This is a genomic window from Pseudomonas rustica (genome assembly GCF_018336155.1).
In the GTDB taxonomy this organism is placed as follows: Bacteria; Pseudomonadota; Gammaproteobacteria; order Pseudomonadales; family Pseudomonadaceae; genus Aquipseudomonas; species Aquipseudomonas rustica.
The window spans coordinates 155,974-172,862 of the sequence record NZ_JAGYHF010000007.1 but is presented as its reverse complement, the minus strand read 5'-3'; the positions used below and the strand labels follow the sequence as shown (position 1 = coordinate 172,862).

Genomic DNA, 16,889 nt, shown 5'->3' with positions numbered 1-16,889 from the left:
ATCCTCCGTGGCTTACAGCTTGGCGTCGGCAGCCATCTGCACGTAAGTCGGATCGAAACGCAGCTTGAGGTTGCCGGTGTCGCCGCTGGTCACGCCGTTGGCGAAGGCCATGCCGACCGCGCTGGTGTCTTTTGCGCCTTCACCGAGCAAGCCGTGCTGGAAGGAAAATTCGGCGACTTTGCGCATGGTTTCCGGCAGCTGTTGGCTGGTGGCGAAGTTCAGCGCTTCGCTTGGCGTGGCGAACAGTTTGGTGGTGTCGAGTTGTGCCTGGAATCCAGCGAGGTCGGTGCCCGAAGTTTTGGCCATATGCTCAAGCGCAGCCTTGCTCGCGGCGTTCTTGGCGTTCATCAACTCGACCACTTCGAACCACGCGCCGGTCAGCGCTTTACCCAGCGCCGGGTTGTCTTTGAGGGTGGCGCTGTTGACCACCATCATGTCCATGATCTCGCCGGGAATCTGGCTGGAGTTGAACACTTCGGTCACGCCCGGTTTGGCCTTGATGTCCGAGAGCATCGGGTTCCAGGTCGTCACTGCGTTGACTTGGTCGGTGTTGAAAGCGGCGGAGATGTCGGCGTCGGAGGTGTTGACCACTTTCAGCTCTTTCTCGGTGAGGTCAACCGAATCCAGCGCGCGGGCCAGCAGATAATGCGAGACCGACAACTCGACCAGATTGACATCCATGCCCTTGAGGTCGGTGACCTTTTTGCCGTCGCCCTTGAGGACGATGCCGTCGTTGCCGTTGGAGAAGTCGCTGACAATCAGCGCCGTGCTGTCGACGCCGCCGGCAGCCGGGATGGTCAGCGCATCCATGTTGGTCATGGTGCAGCCGTCGAACTGGCCAGCGGTGTATTGATTAATCGATTCGACGTAATCGTTGAGTTGCACGACGTCGATCTTGATCCCGTATTTCTTCGCCCATTTATCGACGATGCCTTGGCTGCCGGCGTATTCCCATGGCATCCAGCCGGCGTAAATCGTCCAGCAGACGCTGAAGTGATCTTTCTGAGCGGCGGGGGCTTGGCTGCTGATGAGCGCAGCGAACGCGGCGGCGAGCAGGGCGGGCAAACGTAGTCGGGTCATGGCGGATTCTCCAGTTGATCAAGGGCGGACAGGAAGGCAACGCGGCACCGCGAACGGTGGCTTGTCTCCCGGGCTTTTGTCCCGCCGTGTAACCTCAACTGGAGGTCGCCAACTCTCGGACCAGCCACTCGCGATTGCGAGCCGGAACCCTAGTCAGCCATTGCAAATTGTGGTGCCGCGAACCTGTGATATGACTCCTGCACGGGTTTGCTAAAGCGAGAGGCGTGCCAAGTCGCGGAGAGCGCTCTGGCACGGGGCTGTGGGTCGGATCGGATTTGACGCGACGACGGGGCGGCGCTTTGTGATGGTGCGCCGATGCACCGCGATGCAGCGTGAATGCCGCTGATCCGATGTCATGTTGTGGCAGGCACTTGGTTTGCGAATGCCAGTCAAAACAGATGTCAGCCGGCCTGCGCCGACTGCGCTCGCAGGTCTTTCAGGAGGCCGCCATGCTCACTCAGAAAACGTTGCGTCGGGTGCTGCTGTGCGCAGTGCTCGGTCTGGGGCTGTCCGGTTGTTATTACTACGGGCCACCCGCCGATGTGTATTACGCCCCTTCCTACTATCCCGGTTACTACTCGCCCTATTACTACGGTGGTTATTACGGCCCGCGCTACTTTTACGGCGGCCCGCGTTATTACTACGGCGGGTATGGCTACGGTTATCGTGGCGGTTACGGACGCGGTTATCACGGCGGCGGATATCACGGTGGCCACCATTAATCAGCGGCTGAATGACCGTGTCTGGAGGATGAACAAGTTTCCATAAATCACTTGTTTCAACTTGTTGCAGAGACGCACCAGATTCGGAAAACGCTGTCTGATTTTTCGACAGTCACCGATTAAATGACTGTCGCCTGCCAGCGTCGCTGGTACGGCCAACCCGCGGTCCAGGAGGCCGCCATGTATAGACGAATTCTTCTGCTTGCTGCGTTGATGTTTTCCGTTGCCGGTTGCGCCCCTTACTCCTACGCGGACTCGTATTACAGCTCCGAGGTTTACACGTCACCGGCACCGGCCTACTACAACACAGGCGGCACTTATTACAACGGCGGCAGCCGCTATTACGCCCAGCCGCGTTATTACCAACCGGCACCGCGGTACTACCAGCAACCGCGTTATTACCAATCGGCGCCGCGCTACTACCAACCGGCCCCACGCTACTACGAAAGCCGCCGCTGGCACGGCAATGACCGCGGCAACTGGGACGGCCACCGTCGCGGCGGTTGGGACAATGATCGCCGCGGTCGTGGCAACTACGACCGACACAGCGGCCGCGGCGACCACAACGGACGTGGCAACCGCTGGTAATCACCCGCAAACAGAAAGCGGCGCATGAAGCGCCGCTTTTTTGTGCGCGAATTTTAATACTGCGTCAAATCCGCCAACGGGTGCCGCCCTTCCCAAACCTTGTGAAAGTGCGCCTCGACCACCGCGTCCGGCACGTTGTTGATGTCCGGCCAGTGCCAGTGCGGTTTCTGATCCTTGTCGATCAACCGCGCGCGCACGCCTTCGCTGAATTCCGGGTGCCGACAGCAATTGAGGCTCAGGGTGTATTCCATCTGGAAAACCTCGGCCAGCGACAGGTGCCGCGCACGAATGATCTGTTCCCAGACCAGATGCGCGGTCAGCGGCGAGCCTTCGCTCATGGTCTTCGCGGCCCGGGCGATCAATGGATCGCTGCTGTCGCGTTGCAGGCTGATGGCTTTCCAGGCGCAGGCCACATCGCTGACGTCGAGCAATTCGTCGATCTGCTGACGACGCGGCAGCCACTGCGCTTCGGGCATTTGCGCCACGGCTTCCTGCTGCAAAGCCTTGAGCAGACTGTTGAGCTGCCGATCGATCTGTTCCTGCCAGTTGAGCTGGAGCAGGCCTTCGATCAGTTCCGGTTGCTGTTCGTCGAGCAGAAAGCGGTCGGCCAGATCCAGATCGATCGCATCGCGCCCATTCATGTGCGCGCCGGTCAGGCCGAGGAACAAACCGAGTTTGCCCGGCAGCCGCGCGAGAAACCAACTGGCGCCGACATCCGGATACAGACCAATGGTGATTTCCGGCATCGCCAAACGGCTGCTCGGCGTGACGATCCGCGTACTCGCGCCTTGCAACAGGCCCATACCGCCGCCCAGCACATAACCGTGGCCCCAGCAGATCAGCGGTTTCGGATAAGTATGCAGGTTGTAATCCAATCGATATTCCGCGCTGAAAAACTGCGCGGCCAAGGGCGGCACTTCTCCGGGGTGGGCACGGCAGGCTTCAACCAGGCTGCGCACTTCACCGCCGGCGCAGAAGGCTTTGGCGCCGTTGCCGCGCAGCAATACGCAGACGATTTGTGGATCCTTGGCCCAGGCGTCGAGTTTGTCGCTCAGGGCGTTGATCATCGGCAGGGACAGCGCGTTCAGCGACTTTTCAGCATCCAGGCTGGCGATACCGATGCGGGCGCCGTCGGTGCCGGTGAGTTCTTCGAAGTGCAGATTCATCGTGACCTCGATCGGGAATTTGAACGATCAGTATGATCGTTGTGGGGGAAAGTGCCGGATCTGCGTCAGATCAATTGACAAGCGTGGTCGGCTTTCCTAGGGTTCGCCCCACTGTTTTTGCCGGGTATGACCATGACTGCTGACGACCGTATCAAACTCGAACCGAGCTGGAAGGAGGCACTGCGTGCTGAGTTCGACCAGCCCTACATGACAGAGTTGCGCAATTTTCTGCAGCAGGAGCGGGCGGCCGGCAAAGAAATCTACCCGCCGGGGCCGATGATTTTCAATGCCTTGAACTCGACGCCGCTGGAAAAAGTGAAGGTGGTGATCCTTGGCCAGGATCCGTATCACGGCCCGGGTCAGGCCCATGGCCTGTGCTTCTCGGTGCAACCGGGCGTGCCGGCGCCGCCGTCGCTGGTCAACATCTATAAAGAGTTGAAACGCGACCTGAACATCGATATTCCCACTCATGGCTACCTGCAGAGCTGGGCCGATCAGGGCGTGTTGATGATCAACACCACCATGACCGTCGAACGCGCCAACGCCAATGCGCACAAGGACAAGGGCTGGCAGTTTTTCACTGACCGGATCATTGAACTGGTCAGCGAGCGCCAGCCGCATCTGGTGTTCATGCTCTGGGGCGCCCATGCGCAGAGCAAGCAGAAGCTGATCGACGCGACCAAGCACTTGGTGCTGACGTCGGTGCATCCGTCGCCGTTGTCGGCTTATCGCGGGTTTTTGGGTTGCGGGCACTTTAGCCGGACGAACAAGTTTCTTGAGCAGAATGGCGAAACGCCGATTGAGTGGCGTTTGCCGCCTGTCGCGTAATCTCGTTCCCACGCTCTGCGTGGGAATGCCTCAATGGACGCTCTGCGTCCGCTTGGGACGCGGAGCGTCCCGGGCTGCATTCCCACGCAGAGCGTGGGAACGATCATGTAGGAGTGAGCCTGCTCGCGAAAAGGGCGACGCGGTTTTATTCGGGACTACGATTCCAGTACTTGAACAACGGCTCCGCCAGAAACAGCACAAACAACAACCGCATCACCTGCATCGCTGTCACCAACGGCACCGACAATTGCAATGTTTCCGCCGTCAGACTCATCTCGGCAATCCCGCCCGGCATCATGCCCAGCGTCAGCGAACGCAGATCCAGATGCGTCAGCGCACTCAACCCTAACGCCGCCAGTGTGGCGATCAACATGGTCAGCGCCGTGCCAATCAACGTCCGCCCCATGAATGAAGGCGCACGCCGGAAGAACTGCCGGTTGAAGTGGCAACCCAAGCCACTACCAATCAACCACTGGCCAATCTGACTGCCACCATCCGGCAAACCGATGTGCAAATCCCAGGCAATGCTGACCGTCGCACTCACCAGCAACGGCCCGAACAACCACGGATTGGGTTGGCGCAAACGCTGCCAAAGCCAAGCGAGCAAAGCGCCCGCCGGAAACAAAATCGCCAGCCAGCGCCAATCGACGCTGCCAGCGTGAGAAATCGGGTTGCCGTCGCCGAGCAAATACTTGAACGCCGCCGGCACGCACAGCACCACCACCAACACCCGCAAACTTTGCCCCGCCGCCACATGGCTAAGCATCGCGCCATTGCGCGCGCCGAGATTGACCATCTCGCCGGAACCGCCGGGCATACTCGAGAAAAACGCCGTGGCGCGATCCTCACCGGTGCGGCGCATCAACCACACGCCAACCACCGCCGACACACTGGTGACCAGCGCACCGAAGAAGATCAAGCCGAAATGACTGAGCACCTGCTCCATCACCACCGGGGTGAAGTGCAGCCCAATGCCAATCCCGACGATCCACTGGCCGCACTTGCGGCCGCCAGGAATCTCGGTGAGCTGCCACGGTGTCAGGCAGCGCACGAGGATGATCGCCAGCAACGAGCCGACCATCCATGGCAGTGGCCAGCCGATCTGGCTGGCGAGGTAACCGCCGAGCAGACCGACCAGCGGGGTTCCCCACCAGGATTTCAGTGAGGCGCGATCAAACATCGGCGATGGCGCGACGCGCGACCGAACGTTTGCGCCAGATGCGGATCAGCGGGAAGGCCAGCATCAGCGCGGTCAGCACCCAGACACCGAAGGTGATCGGGCTCGACCAGAGGATCTCCAGCGCGCCATTAGAGATCGACAACGCACGACGCAGGTTCTGCTCCATCAGACCGCCGAGGATGAAGCCCAGCAACACCGGCGACAACGGGAAGTCGAGCTTGCGCAGGATGTAACCGAAGATGCCGATGCCGACCATCAGGAACAGGTCGAACGTAGTGGCGTGCACCGCGTAGACGCCGATCCCGGTGATGATCGCGATCACCGGCACCAGTGCCCAGTTCGGCACGGCAAGGATGCGGGTGAAGATGCGGATCATCGGGATGTTGAGGATCACCAGCATGATGTTGGCAATGAACAACGAGGCGATCAGGCCCCAGACGATGTCCGGTTGTTGCTGGAACAGCAGCGGGCCCGGGGTGATGTTGTACAGCGACAGGGCGCCGATCATCACCGCCGTGGTGCCCGAACCTGGCACACCCAACGTCAGCATCGGCACCAAAGCACCACAAGCCGACGCACCGATGGCGGTTTCCGGCGCGGCAAGGCCACGGGCATCACCCTGACCGAATTTGCCGCTGGCACCGGCGATGCGTTTTTCGGTCATGTACGCCACGGCGCTGGCCAGCGTCGCGCCAGCACCCGGCAACACGCCCATGATGAAACCAAGCAAGCCGCAACGAATGTTCACCACGAACACCGACGAGGCTTCCTTGAAGTTGAACATCATCCGCCCGGTGGCTTTCACCGCTTCCTGGCCGCGATGGGTTTTCTCCAGCAGTAACAGAATCTCACTGATCGAGAACAGGCCCAGCACTAGCACGACAAATTGAATGCCGTCGGTGAGGTGAATGTTGTCGCCGGTGAAGCGGTAAACGCCGCTGTTGGCGTCGATGCCGACACTCGACAGGAACAGGCCGATCAACGCCGCAATGAAGGTTTTCAACGGTCGATCACCGGCCATGCCGCCGAGACAGACAATCGCAAACACCATCAACACGAAGTATTCCGCCGGGCCGAAGGCTATCGCCCATTTCGCCAGCAGCGGGGCGAACAGCACCATGCCGCAAGTGGCGATAAATGCACCGATGAACGAACTCCACGCCGACAACGACAGCGCTACACCGGCCAGACCTTTGCGGGCCATCGGGTAACCGTCGAGGGTGGTCATCACGGTCGATGCTTCGCCCGGAATATTCAGCAAAATAGAGCTGATCCGCCCGCCGTATTCGCAGCCCAGATACACCGCTGCCAACAGGATCAGCGCCGATTCCGGCGGCAAACCAAGAGCAAAGGCAATCGGGATCAGCAGTGCCACGCCATTGATCGGGCCGAGGCCCGGGAGCAAGCCAACGACAGTGCCGATCAGCGTGCCGCACAGCGCGGTGACCAGGTTGTACGGGCTCAGCGCGACGCCGAAGCCTTGGCCCAAATAACCGAGGGTATCCATATCAGTTCTCCAGCACGTCGAGCAGGCCAAGGGGCAGCGGAACGTCCATCACACGGTCGAACAGCAGGTACAGACCGATGGCCATCAGCGTGGTGACTACGATGCTCGGCATCCAGCGACCGCCATACAGGCGCGCCATCGGAATGCCGATGAGGATGCTGCTGAGGATGAAACCCAGCGGTTCGAACAGACCGGCGAACACCAGCAGCAGGGCGACGCAGATAGCAATCTTGGTCAGGGTTTCGCGATCCAGTGGCGGCTCGTCCTCGCTGTGTTTGATCGGTGCCGGGCGAAACACCATGTACAACAGTGCCGCGCCCATCAGACCGAGCATCAGCAGCGGGAAGGCGCGCGGGCCGACCGGTTCGTAGGAAAAAGCCGCTTGGTACGGCCACGCCATCAGTGCCAGGCCGACACAGACCAGCAACAGCACCGAGGCGAAAATGCGTTGAATAAGCATGGGAGCTCCTGTGCCGCGTCCCCGCAATCGGGAACGCAGCCGCTAGACAGAGGCGATCACTGGATCAGGCCGAACTCTTTGGCCAGCACTTTGTAGTCGGCAACTTGCTTCTTCACGTAGGTGTCCAGCTCCGGGCCAGTCATGGCGAACGGGAACAGTTCACGCTGATCGCGCAGCTTGGCGAACTCGTCGGAGGCCAGCAGTTTGTCGAACGAGTCTTTCCACCAGGCGTAGTCTTCGTCGCTGACTTTTGGCCCCAGGTAGAAACCGCGAACCACCGGCCAGACGATGTCGTAGCCTTGTTCGCGAGCGGTCGGGATGTCTTTCATTTCCGGCTCGTCGAGACGCTTGTCGGAGAACACCGCGAGCAAACGCATGTCGCCACTTTGAATGTGCGGCATGGAGTCGGAGATGTCGGTACTGCCGACCTGGATGTGGCCGCCGAGCAGGGCGGTAGCGATTTCGCCACCACCTTCGAGGGCGACGTAACGCAACTCACGCGGGTTGATCCCGGCTGCCTTGGCGATCAGCGCGGTTTGCATCCAGTCCTGGCTGCCGACGGTGCCGCCGGAACCGATCACCACCGAGCCTGGATCTTTCTTCAGCGCTTGAACGAGATCGTCGAGAGTCTTGTAGGGCGAATCGTTTTTCACTGCGATGGCGCCGTAGCTGGTGCCGACGGCTGCCAGCCAACGCACGTTGGTTTCATCGAAACGCCCGAACTTGCCTTGCGCCAGGTTCAGCAACGATCCGCTCGACCACGCGACCAGCGTGCCGGCATCGGCCGGACGCTGAGCGACCACCGCGTTGTACGCCACCGCGCCGACACCGCCGGGCATGTAGGTCACGCGCATCGGTTTGCTCAGCAGTTTCTGGTTGACCAGTGCGCTCTGCACCAGTTTGCAGGTCAGGTCGAAACCACCGCCGGGCGAGGCCGGGGCGATACACTCCGGACGTTTCGGTTCGGCCATCAACTGCCCGGCCACCAGCATCATGCCGGCCGCCAAAGCAACTTTACGCAGTGAAAAATTCATTGGTCTCTCCACAGATTTCTTGTTGTAAGGGCTTTTTGTGTAGGAGCTGCCGAAGGCTGCGATCTTTTGATCTTCCGATCACAGCGCCAAGGCATTTCAATCAATTACCAAAGAGCAACGCTATAGCTCACCAGCAACCGCACTTCATCCGCATCACGAGCCGAGTAGTTGGAGCGGTAAGTGGCATTACGCAAACGCACGGCGACATCCTTCAAAGCGCCGCTTTGTACTACATATTTGATCTCGGTGTTGCGCTCCCACTCTTTGCCTTCCTCGCCGGTCTTGAGCTTGATGTTGTCACCGCTCAAGTAGCGGCTCATGAAGGTCAGGCCGGGGATGCCGAGTTTGGCGAAGTCGAAGTCGTAACGTGCCTGCCAGGAGCGTTCTTCCGCGCCGGCGAAGTCGTTGATCTGCACGAAGTTGACCAGATACGGGTCGCTGCCATCGACATACGGAAAGGCGCTGTCGCCGGACATGTGCTGATAACCGGCGCTGAACTTGTGCCCGCTCAACGCATAGCTGACCAGACCGTTGAGCGAGCGGTTGTCGATCTCGCCACCACGGGCCGCGCCCTGATCATCACTGACGGCGAAACGCAGATCCGTGCCAAACGTGCCCGGGCCCATCGGCCGCGACGCTACGAGTCCAAAGAAGTGCTGGTTGTAGACTTCGTCGAGTTGCGCGAAGTGGTAACTGCCGGTGATTTTGTCGGTGAACTTGTAATCGACGCCGCCAAAGTCGAAGTGCTTGCCGGCAGCGGTACCGGCGAAACGGCTGTTCTTGTTGTTGAGGGCAATGTCCTCGAAATCGGTGCTGTCGCGATCCTTGGCTTTCTCCAGTCGGCCACCGGTGAAGGTCAGGTTTTTGATCTCTTTGGAGGTCAGCAAACCGCCTTCAAAGGTCTGCGGCAGGATGCGTCCGTCGTTCGGTTTGAGAATCGGCAGTTCAGGAATCAGGCTGCCGATTTTCAGTTCGGTGGCGGAGATTTTCACTTTGCCGGTCAGGCCGAGCTTGGAGTATTCGTCCGCCGCGCGTCCGTCATCGTGGGTCGGCAGCAGGCCGGTGCCGGTGCGATCCGGGCTGGAATCGAGTTTGACGCCGAGCATGCCCAGCGCGTCGACACCAAAACCAACGGTGCCATCGGTGTATCCCGATTGCAGATTGAGCATGAAACCCTGGGCCCATTCGTCACGCTTGGATTGCTGGGCGCTGGTGCCATCGCGGAAGTCGCGGTTGAAATACATGTTGCGGGTTTCGAAGGTGGCGCTGCTGTCTTCAATGAAGTCGGCAAAACTCAGCGGCGAAAAACCGGCAAGGGCGGCGGCACTGGCGAGGGCGGTGTGGCTGAAACGGGAAGGGCGAACAGGCGTGAATGCCTGAGGCTGCATGGACGGCATGCGGGTGTACTCCGTTTATTGTTCTTATTGGTCGAAAACGCTTCGTGGCGTTTTTCGTATCGCTGTGTGGCAGCAGCGACGGCAGTCGGGACTGTCCGTGGGCCGACTCTAACCGGCTAACCTTTCACTAACCTTTCAGCTGACTTTCACGGTTTTCGGGCTTCACAGCGGCGGTTGCGGCTGTAAACTCCGCGGCAAAGAGTGGCGTCGGCCATCCCTGAACGAGGTAAAAATCCATGCGTGTCCTGCTCGTCGAAGACCATTTGCAACTGGCGGAAAGTGTCGCCCAGGCGCTCAAGAGCACCGGTCTGACCGTGGACGTGTTGCACGATGGCGTGGCCGCTGATCTGGCCTTGAGCAGCGAGGAATACGCCGTGGCGATCCTCGATGTCGGCCTGCCGCGCATGGACGGTTTTGAAGTGCTGGCGCGGTTGCGCGCACGCGGCAAAAACCTGCCGGTGCTGATGCTGACCGCGCGCAGTGATGTGAAAGATCGCGTGCACGGTCTCAATCTCGGCGCTGACGATTACCTCGCCAAACCGTTCGAACTGACAGAGCTGGAGGCGCGGGTCAAAGCCTTGTTGCGCCGCAGTGTGCTCGGCGGCGAACGCCAGCAGCGCTGCGGTGTGCTGGCCTATGATCTCGACACGCGACGCTTCAGCCTCGGCGAAGAATTGCTGACGCTGACCTCCCGCGAGCAAGCCGTGCTGGAAGCGCTGATCGCCCGACCGGGCCGCGTGATGAGCAAGGAGCAACTGGCCGCGCAGGTGTTCGGTCTCGACGAAGAAGCCAGCCCTGACGCCATCGAAATCTACGTGCATCGCTTGCGCAAAAAACTGGATGGTCAACCCGTAGCGATCGTCACCTTCCGTGGCCTCGGCTATCTGCTGGAAAGCCGTGATGCATAAGCCCAGCAGCCTGCGCTGGCGGTTGCTGTGGAACCTCGCTCTGTTGCTGGTGGTTTTGATGCTCGCCAGCGGATTGAGCGCGTACTGGAACGGTCGTGAAGCCGCCGACACTGCCTACGACCGCACGCTGCTGGCCTCGGCGCGCACCATCGCCGCAGGGTTGTCGCAACGCGATGGCAGCCTCAGTGCCGATGTGCCTTACGTGGCCCTCGATACCTTCGCCTACGACAGCGCCGGGCGCATTTATTATCAGGTCAACGACATCCATCAGAAGCTGATTTCCGGTTACGAAAATCTGCCAGGCCCGCCACCGGGCACGCCTCGAACTGACAGTTATCCGGCGCTGGCACGTTTTTACAACGCCACCTACAAAGGCCAAAACGTACGCGTGGTCAGCCTGCTGAAAGCCGTTACCGAACCGAACATGAACGGCATGGCGGAAATCCGTGTCGCCGAAACCGACGAGGCGCGCGTGAGCATGGCGCGCAGTCTGGCCGCCGATACTTTGCTGCGTCTGGGCATGTTGGCGATTGGCGCGTTGCTGCTCGTCTGGTTCGCCGTCAGTGCGGCGTTGCGCCCGCTGGAGCGTCTGCGCACGGCGGTGGAAGAGCGTCAGCCCGATGATTTGCGGCCATTGCCGCTGGTGGAAGTGCAGCATGAGTTGTGGCCGTTGGTGCGCGGGCTCAACCATTTCACCGAGCGGTTGCGCGTGCAGTTCGAGCGTCAGGCCCAGTTCATTGCCGATGCCGCGCATGAGTTGCGCACACCGTTGGCCGCGTTGAAGGCGAGGCTTGAATTGGGCCTGCGCTCGAACGAGCCCGAGACGTGGCGCACGACGTTGGAATCTTCAGCGCAAAGCACCGATCGTCTGACGCATCTGGCCAACCAGTTGCTGTCGCTGGCCCGTGTTGAAAACGGCGCGCGGGCGATTGCCGAGGGTGGCGCGCAGTTACTCGACCTGAGCCAGTTGGCCCGTGAATTGGGCATGGCCATGGCGCCGCTGGCGCACAAACGCGGTGTTGCGTTGGCATTGGAAGCGGACGAGCCGGTGTGGTTGCGCGGTGAGCCGACGTTGCTCAATGAGTTGCTGAGCAATCTGGTGGACAACGCTCTGGCGCACACACCACCGGGCGGCAATGTGATTCTGCGCGTGACAGCGCCGGCAGTGCTTGAGGTTGAAGACGACGGGCCGGGGATTCCGCTGGAAGAGCGTGATCGCGTATTTGAACGGTTTTACCGGCGTAATCAGCAGGTGGCCGGGTCAGGGTTGGGACTGGCGATTGTCGGCGAGATTTGCCGGGCGCATCTGGCGCAGATCAGTCTGCATGATGGCGAGCAGGCGGGGTTGAAGGTGCGGGTGAGTTTTGTTGCCGGGTGATTGCGGCGTCTTTGATGGCCTCTTCGCGAGCAGGCTCACTCCTACATTGGAATGCGGTCTCCTGTAGGAGTGAGCCTGCTCGCGATGGCTTCACCAAGGTTTCAGATCAGTAAAACATCGACCGCGATTCTTCCAGATCCACGCACAGCGCTCTGTTCTCCGGATCAATCCCCAACTTCCTGAACGCAGGCACACTCGCCAGATCAATCCGCGCAAACGGATGGTCGGTGCCTTTACGGCAATGCAAGTTCGCCACCTGCACCAGATCGACATAATCAATCTGCGTCGAATCGCGTTTGAAATCCTGATAACGCCCCGGCAATTCCACCAGCCGTTCCGGAAACTCCCAGACCCGCAGCAATTTGTCACCGAGCAACGGATGAATGCGGTCGATCACATGGTTGAGGCTGACCGGATCCGACAGCAACTCATAGTGATCTTCGGCATAAGTCAGAATCGGCAGCACACCAATCTGATGCACCAGCCCGCCCAGCGCTGCCTGATCCGGCTTGAGCTGGGTGTAGCGGCGGCACAGCGCGTAGCTGACCCCGGCGATTTCCAGACTGCTGCGCCAGACTTCGCGCATCTTCTGTTCGACCACTTCGGAGCGGGCGTGGAAAATCTGCTCCATCACCAGACCGATCGCCAGGTTGCTGCTGTAGTTGATGCCCAGCCGCGTGATCGCGGTGTGCAGATCGGTGACTTCCTGCGCGGCGCGCAGTAGCGGGCTGTTGACCACTTTGATCAGGCGCGCCGACAGCGCGGTGTCGCGACCGATGACTTTGCTCAGGTCGCTGACACTGATTTCCGGATCTTCAGCAGCCTTGCGAATTTGCAGGGCCACTTCCGGCAACGTTGGCAGAACCAGGTCATCGTTATCGATGGCCTCAACCAAATCCCGTTGGACCTTTTCCGCCAGTTCGCTCATTTGGACTCTCTAGGGTGTTGCAACCAGGCTGCGATCAACGCTGGATTTCGCGGTCGCGATCCAGTTCGTAGGGCAAATCGAGCACTTGCAACGCAGGCCCTTCAAGGCTGCCCAGATGCAGATCGCCCGCTTCGGCAGCTTCGGCCTGCAGCACCGCCAGGAGTTCAATGTTTTGCTCGGCGTTGGCGGCCAGCACCACTTCACCGATGGAGCTGTTGTGGCTCGGAGCGAACAGCTGTGTGCCAGGCTCTGGCAGTTCGCTCGCGTCGAGGCTCAAGCGATACAGGCGACGTTTGAGTTTGCCGAGGTACTGCATGCGCGCGACGATTTCCTGGCCGGTGTAGCAGCCTTTCTTGAAGCTCACGCCACCGACGGCTTGCAGATTGAGCATCTGCGGAATGAACAGCTCACGGGTGCTCGGCATGACCTGACCGATGCCGGCGCGGATCTGGCCCAGCAGCCATTGATTCAATGCGGCTTCTGGCAGTGCGGCGGACAGTCTGGATTTGATCGCATCGGCTTGATCGGCCGGTACCCACAGTTCGGCACGATCCGGCGAGACGCGAATCGCAATCAACCCTTCGTTGCGCACGACACTGTCGGTTTCTGCCGGCAAGTCGAGACCAAGGCTGCTCAGGGCAGCGTCAGCGTGCGCCAGACCAAAACGCACCCAGGCGGCGCTTTCGTCGGTCAGTTTCGATTTGGAGAACACCGCGTATTTTTTCAGATCGGCCAGTTGCGGCTCGAGCAACTCACTGGCCATCGCCAGCACCACGCCGTCACCTTCGAGCAGAATGCGGAAACTCGACTGCATCCGGCCTTTCTGCGTGCAGCGCGCGCCGAGGCTGGCCTTGGTGTCACTGAGGTAATTGAGGTTGCAGGTCAGCTGGCCTTGCAGGAATTTTCCGGCATCCGCGCCGCGAACCGCGAGAACGCCTTCATGAGACAGGGTGCAGAAAAAAGCAGAATCGGCCATGGGTCTTCGCAGGGTAAAAAGTCTGGGGCACATCATAAGGGTGCGTTGTTGAAATGGGTAGTTGATAAAGGATCGGTGGTGCCCGACCAAAGCCGACTGTGCGACCCGCTTGGGGGCTGTATACTTGCCGCCAAATTTGAGGAGGGCCCCATGGTCGAACAAGTTGAACTGAATCGCCTCTTTTGGCACAGCCGTCGCGGCATGCTTGAGCTTGACGTGTTGCTGGTGCCGTTCGTGAAGGAGGTCTACGCGACGTTGAATCAGGTGGATCGCGATCTGTATGTGCGTCTGCTGACGTGCGAGGATCAGGACATGTTCGGCTGGTTCATGGAGCGCAGCGAGTCTGAAGATCCGGAATTGCAGCGCATGGTTCGCATGATCCTGGATCGTGTCCAGCCCAAGTAATACGTTCGAATGCCGCTGGCATGCCTCACGGCAGTTGCTGGCGGCGTATCTGTTGGCCCAGGCGTTCGCCTTGGGTTCGTTGTTTCTTCTATCTATTCCACTCTGGGCCCATCTGCTCGGGGTTTTTGCTTGTCTGCTGCATGGCGTTTGGGTGTTGCCACGGCAGATTCTGCTGAGTCATCCACGAGCATTCTGCGGATTGCGCCGTGATGCCGATGGCTGGCAATTGTGGAATCAGGCGGCTGGCTGGCAAGCGGTGCAGCTGCGCCCGGACAGTCTGGCGCTGCCATTGATCGTGGTGCTGCGCTTTCGTTTGCGCGGCGAGTGGCGGGTCAGATCGATCTGTGTGCCGCGAGATTCGCAGGTCGCCGATGTGCATCGACGCCTGCGAGTGCGGCTCAAGTTCAGCCGGCGTAGGTGGGCGGTATCAGAATAGTGTCGAGCGCTTCGGGCAGCAGGTTCGGGTAGTCGAGGGTGTAATGCAGACCGCGACTTTCCTTGCGCTCCATGGCTGAGCTGATCATCAATTCCGCCACTTGCGCCAGATTGCGCAACTCGATCAGGTCACGGCTGACTTTATAGTTGCTGTAGAACTCGTCGATCTCGTCCAGCAGCAAACGCACGCGGTGCTGCGCCCGTTGCAGGCGCTTGTTGGTGCGCACGATGCCGACGTAGTCCCACATGAACCGGCGCAGCTCATCCCAGTTGTGCGCGATGATCACGTCCTCGTCGGAGTCGGTGACCTGGCTGGCGTCCCAGACGGGCAGGGCGCTTGGCGCATCGATATCGTCGAGTTGCGCAAGAATGTCCGCCGCCGCCGAACGGGCATAGACGAAGCATTCCAGCAGCGAGTTGCTGGCCATGCGGTTGGCGCCGTGCAGGCCGGTGAAACTGGTTTCGCCGATCGCATACAAACCCGGCACATCGGTGCGGCCTTGCTGATCGACCATCACGCCGCCACAGGTGTAATGCGCGGCGGGGACGACCGGGATGGGCTGTTTAGTGATGTCGATGCCGAAACCGAGGCAGCGCTCATACACAGTCGGGAAGTGCGTTTTGATGAACTCTTCGGGTTTGTGGCTGATGTCGAGATAGACGCAGTCGACGCCCAGACGCTTCATTTCATGGTCGATGGCGCGGGCGACGATGTCGCGCGGGGCCAGTTCGGCGCGCTTGTCGAAGCGGTACATGAAGCGTTCGCCATTGGGCAGTTTCAGATGGGCGCCTTCGCCACGCAGGGCTTCGGTAATAAGGAAGCTTTTCGCTTGCGGGTGATACAGGCAGGTCGGGTGAAACTGGTTGAATTCCAGATTCGCCACGCGGCAGCCCGAACGCCAGGCCATGGCGATGCCGTCGCCGCAAGCGCCATCGGGGTTGCTGGTATAGAGGTAGACCTTGGCGGCGCCGCCCGACGCGAGGATCACGAATCGTGCGCCGTAGGTGTCGACTTCGCCAGTCTTGCGGTTCAGCACATAGGCGCCGAGGCAACGATCGCCGTCCATGCCCAAGCGGCGTTCGGTAATCAGATCAACGGCAACCCGCTGTTCGAGCAGTTCGATGTTCGAGCGCTCTTTGGCTTGGGCCAGCAGGGTTTTGAAGATGGCTGCACCGGTGGCATCAGCGGCATGGATGATGCGCCGATGGCTGTGGCCGCCTTCGCGGGTCAGGTGAAATTCAAATCCACCGTCTTCAGTACCGGACTGTTCGTCGCGGGTGAATGGCACACCTTGGTCAATCAGCCACTGAATGGCTTCACGGCTGTGCTCGACGGTAAAACGCACGGCGTCTTCGTGGCAGAGACCACCGCCAGCATTCAGGGTGTCGTCGACGTGGGATTCGACAGTATCGGTATCGTCCAGCACGGCGGCAACGCCACCCTGGGCCCAGAAGGTCGAACCGTTGGCGAGATCGCCCTTGCTCAATACGGCAATGCGCAAATGACCCGGCAGGGTCAGCGCGAGACTCAAACCGGCAGCGCCGCTGCCAATGACCAGAACATCATGTTGGAATTGTTGGCTCATTACAGGATTCCGCTCAAAGCGACCCGGGTCGGGGGTGGCGCGATTCGCCTGGATCGGCGAGTTAAGTCAGCCACACAGCCCACTAGTATATAGAGGGGTGGGGCGGCACAATAGCCGAGCCTATATGGCATTGTGAAACTACTGTGACGGGAAAAACCGGGTGCTTCGTCGGAAGTTTTTTTCGCCGGTTTTGGGAAAAGACGACTGTATCGGCGCTGAAACAGCCTTTTTCCGCCCAGGGTTGCCCAATGTCGGGTGGGTACGGCTATAAATAATTGGAACTTTTGCCAAAGGCCCAAGATCAATAGTCG

Annotated in this window: 17 protein-coding genes and 1 riboswitch; of the genes, 7 read left to right on the top strand and 10 right to left on the bottom strand. The window is 60.1% G+C overall.

The genetic code is table 11. From position 1 onward, the window contains the following. Window positions 1-12 precede the first annotated feature (12 nt). On the bottom strand, window positions 13-1,080 hold the full coding sequence (locus KFS80_RS15340; RefSeq protein ID WP_212545222.1) for a putative urea ABC transporter substrate-binding protein: 1,068 nt from the start codon (window positions 1,078-1,080) through the stop codon (window positions 13-15). Between the two features lie 63 nt (window positions 1,081-1,143). Next, a riboswitch (guanidine-I (ykkC/yxkD leader) is annotated at window positions 1,144-1,244 on the bottom strand. 285 nt (window positions 1,245-1,529) lie between these two features. On the opposite strand from KFS80_RS15340, the gene KFS80_RS15335 reads away from it, so the two are divergent. Both KFS80_RS15335 and KFS80_RS15330 read left to right on the top strand, forming a co-directional pair. Next, complete coding sequence (locus tag KFS80_RS15335) at window positions 1,530-1,802, top strand: hypothetical protein (protein WP_212545221.1); 273 nt, start codon at window positions 1,530-1,532, stop codon at window positions 1,800-1,802. Window positions 1,803-1,982: 180 nt separating this feature from the next. Continuing rightward, window positions 1,983-2,390 (top strand): hypothetical protein, encoded by a 408-nt coding sequence (locus KFS80_RS15330; RefSeq protein ID WP_212545220.1) that lies wholly within the window; start codon window positions 1,983-1,985, stop codon window positions 2,388-2,390. Window positions 2,391-2,443: 53 nt separating this feature from the next. On the opposite strand, the gene KFS80_RS15325 is transcribed toward KFS80_RS15330, so the two are convergent. Continuing rightward, a complete protein-coding gene (locus tag KFS80_RS15325) occupies window positions 2,444-3,556 on the bottom strand; it encodes an enoyl-CoA hydratase/isomerase family protein (protein WP_212545219.1) in 1,113 nt (370 codons plus the stop codon). A 132-nt stretch (window positions 3,557-3,688) separates the two neighbouring features. On the opposite strand from KFS80_RS15325, the gene ung reads away from it, so the two are divergent. Continuing rightward, complete coding sequence (gene ung, locus KFS80_RS15320) at window positions 3,689-4,384, top strand: uracil-DNA glycosylase (protein ID WP_053118204.1); 696 nt, start codon at window positions 3,689-3,691, stop codon at window positions 4,382-4,384. Window positions 4,385-4,529: 145 nt separating this feature from the next. Here the strand turns inward: ung and KFS80_RS15315 are convergent, their stop codons facing one another. The 5 genes from KFS80_RS15315 to KFS80_RS15295 form a co-directional block, all read right to left on the bottom strand. Then, on the bottom strand, window positions 4,530-5,564 hold the full coding sequence (locus KFS80_RS15315) for an AbrB family transcriptional regulator (RefSeq protein WP_212545218.1): 1,035 nt from the start codon (window positions 5,562-5,564) through the stop codon (window positions 4,530-4,532). Continuing rightward, a complete protein-coding gene (locus KFS80_RS15310) occupies window positions 5,557-7,071 on the bottom strand; it encodes a tripartite tricarboxylate transporter permease (RefSeq protein WP_008083559.1) in 1,515 nt (504 codons plus the stop codon). The genes KFS80_RS15315 and KFS80_RS15310 overlap by 8 nt, the downstream gene beginning before the upstream one ends. 1 nt (window position 7,072) lies before the next feature. Beyond that, window positions 7,073-7,531 (bottom strand): tripartite tricarboxylate transporter TctB family protein, encoded by a 459-nt coding sequence (locus KFS80_RS15305; protein WP_053118040.1) that lies wholly within the window; start codon window positions 7,529-7,531, stop codon window positions 7,073-7,075. A 56-nt stretch (window positions 7,532-7,587) separates the two neighbouring features. Continuing rightward, window positions 7,588-8,565 (bottom strand): Bug family tripartite tricarboxylate transporter substrate binding protein, encoded by a 978-nt coding sequence (locus KFS80_RS15300; protein ID WP_053118042.1) that lies wholly within the window; start codon window positions 8,563-8,565, stop codon window positions 7,588-7,590. Between the two features lie 104 nt (window positions 8,566-8,669). Next, window positions 8,670-9,962: an OprD family porin gene (locus tag KFS80_RS15295; RefSeq protein ID WP_053118044.1), complete on the bottom strand. Its 1,293-nt coding sequence runs from the start codon at window positions 9,960-9,962 to the stop codon at window positions 8,670-8,672. Between the two features lie 236 nt (window positions 9,963-10,198). On the opposite strand from KFS80_RS15295, the gene KFS80_RS15290 reads away from it, so the two are divergent. Then, entirely contained in the window at window positions 10,199-10,870 is a 672-nt protein-coding gene (locus KFS80_RS15290; RefSeq protein ID WP_053118046.1) for a response regulator, read from the top strand. Beyond that, window positions 10,863-12,248 carry a sensor histidine kinase gene (locus KFS80_RS15285; RefSeq protein WP_212545217.1) on the top strand — a complete coding sequence of 462 codons (1,386 nt, stop codon included), beginning with the start codon at window positions 10,863-10,865 and terminating at the stop codon, window positions 12,246-12,248. Before KFS80_RS15290 ends, KFS80_RS15285 begins: the two co-directional genes overlap by 8 nt. A 106-nt stretch (window positions 12,249-12,354) precedes the next feature. Here the strand turns inward: KFS80_RS15285 and KFS80_RS15280 are convergent, their stop codons facing one another. Next, window positions 12,355-13,176, bottom strand: a complete 822-nt coding sequence (locus tag KFS80_RS15280) for an HDOD domain-containing protein (protein WP_212545216.1) — start codon at window positions 13,174-13,176, stop codon at window positions 12,355-12,357. Between the two features lie 34 nt (window positions 13,177-13,210). Next, window positions 13,211-14,152 carry a CAF17-like 4Fe-4S cluster assembly/insertion protein YgfZ gene (gene ygfZ, locus KFS80_RS15275; RefSeq protein WP_212545215.1) on the bottom strand — a complete coding sequence of 314 codons (942 nt, stop codon included), beginning with the start codon at window positions 14,150-14,152 and terminating at the stop codon, window positions 13,211-13,213. A 150-nt stretch (window positions 14,153-14,302) separates the two neighbouring features. On the opposite strand from ygfZ, the gene KFS80_RS15270 reads away from it, so the two are divergent. Together KFS80_RS15270 and KFS80_RS15265 are read left to right on the top strand one after the other, a co-directional pair. After that, a complete protein-coding gene (locus KFS80_RS15270) occupies window positions 14,303-14,557 on the top strand; it encodes an FAD assembly factor SdhE (protein ID WP_053118052.1) in 255 nt (84 codons plus the stop codon). After that, on the top strand, window positions 14,541-14,993 hold the full coding sequence (locus KFS80_RS15265) for a protein YgfX (protein ID WP_212545214.1): 453 nt from the start codon (window positions 14,541-14,543) through the stop codon (window positions 14,991-14,993). Before KFS80_RS15270 ends, KFS80_RS15265 begins: the two co-directional genes overlap by 17 nt. On the opposite strand, the gene nadB is transcribed toward KFS80_RS15265, so the two are convergent. Next, entirely contained in the window at window positions 14,962-16,578 is a 1,617-nt protein-coding gene (gene nadB, locus KFS80_RS15260) for an L-aspartate oxidase (protein WP_212545213.1), read from the bottom strand. The two genes, KFS80_RS15265 and nadB, sit on opposite strands and share 32 nt — an antisense overlap. Between the last annotated feature and the right edge of the window lie 311 nt (window positions 16,579-16,889).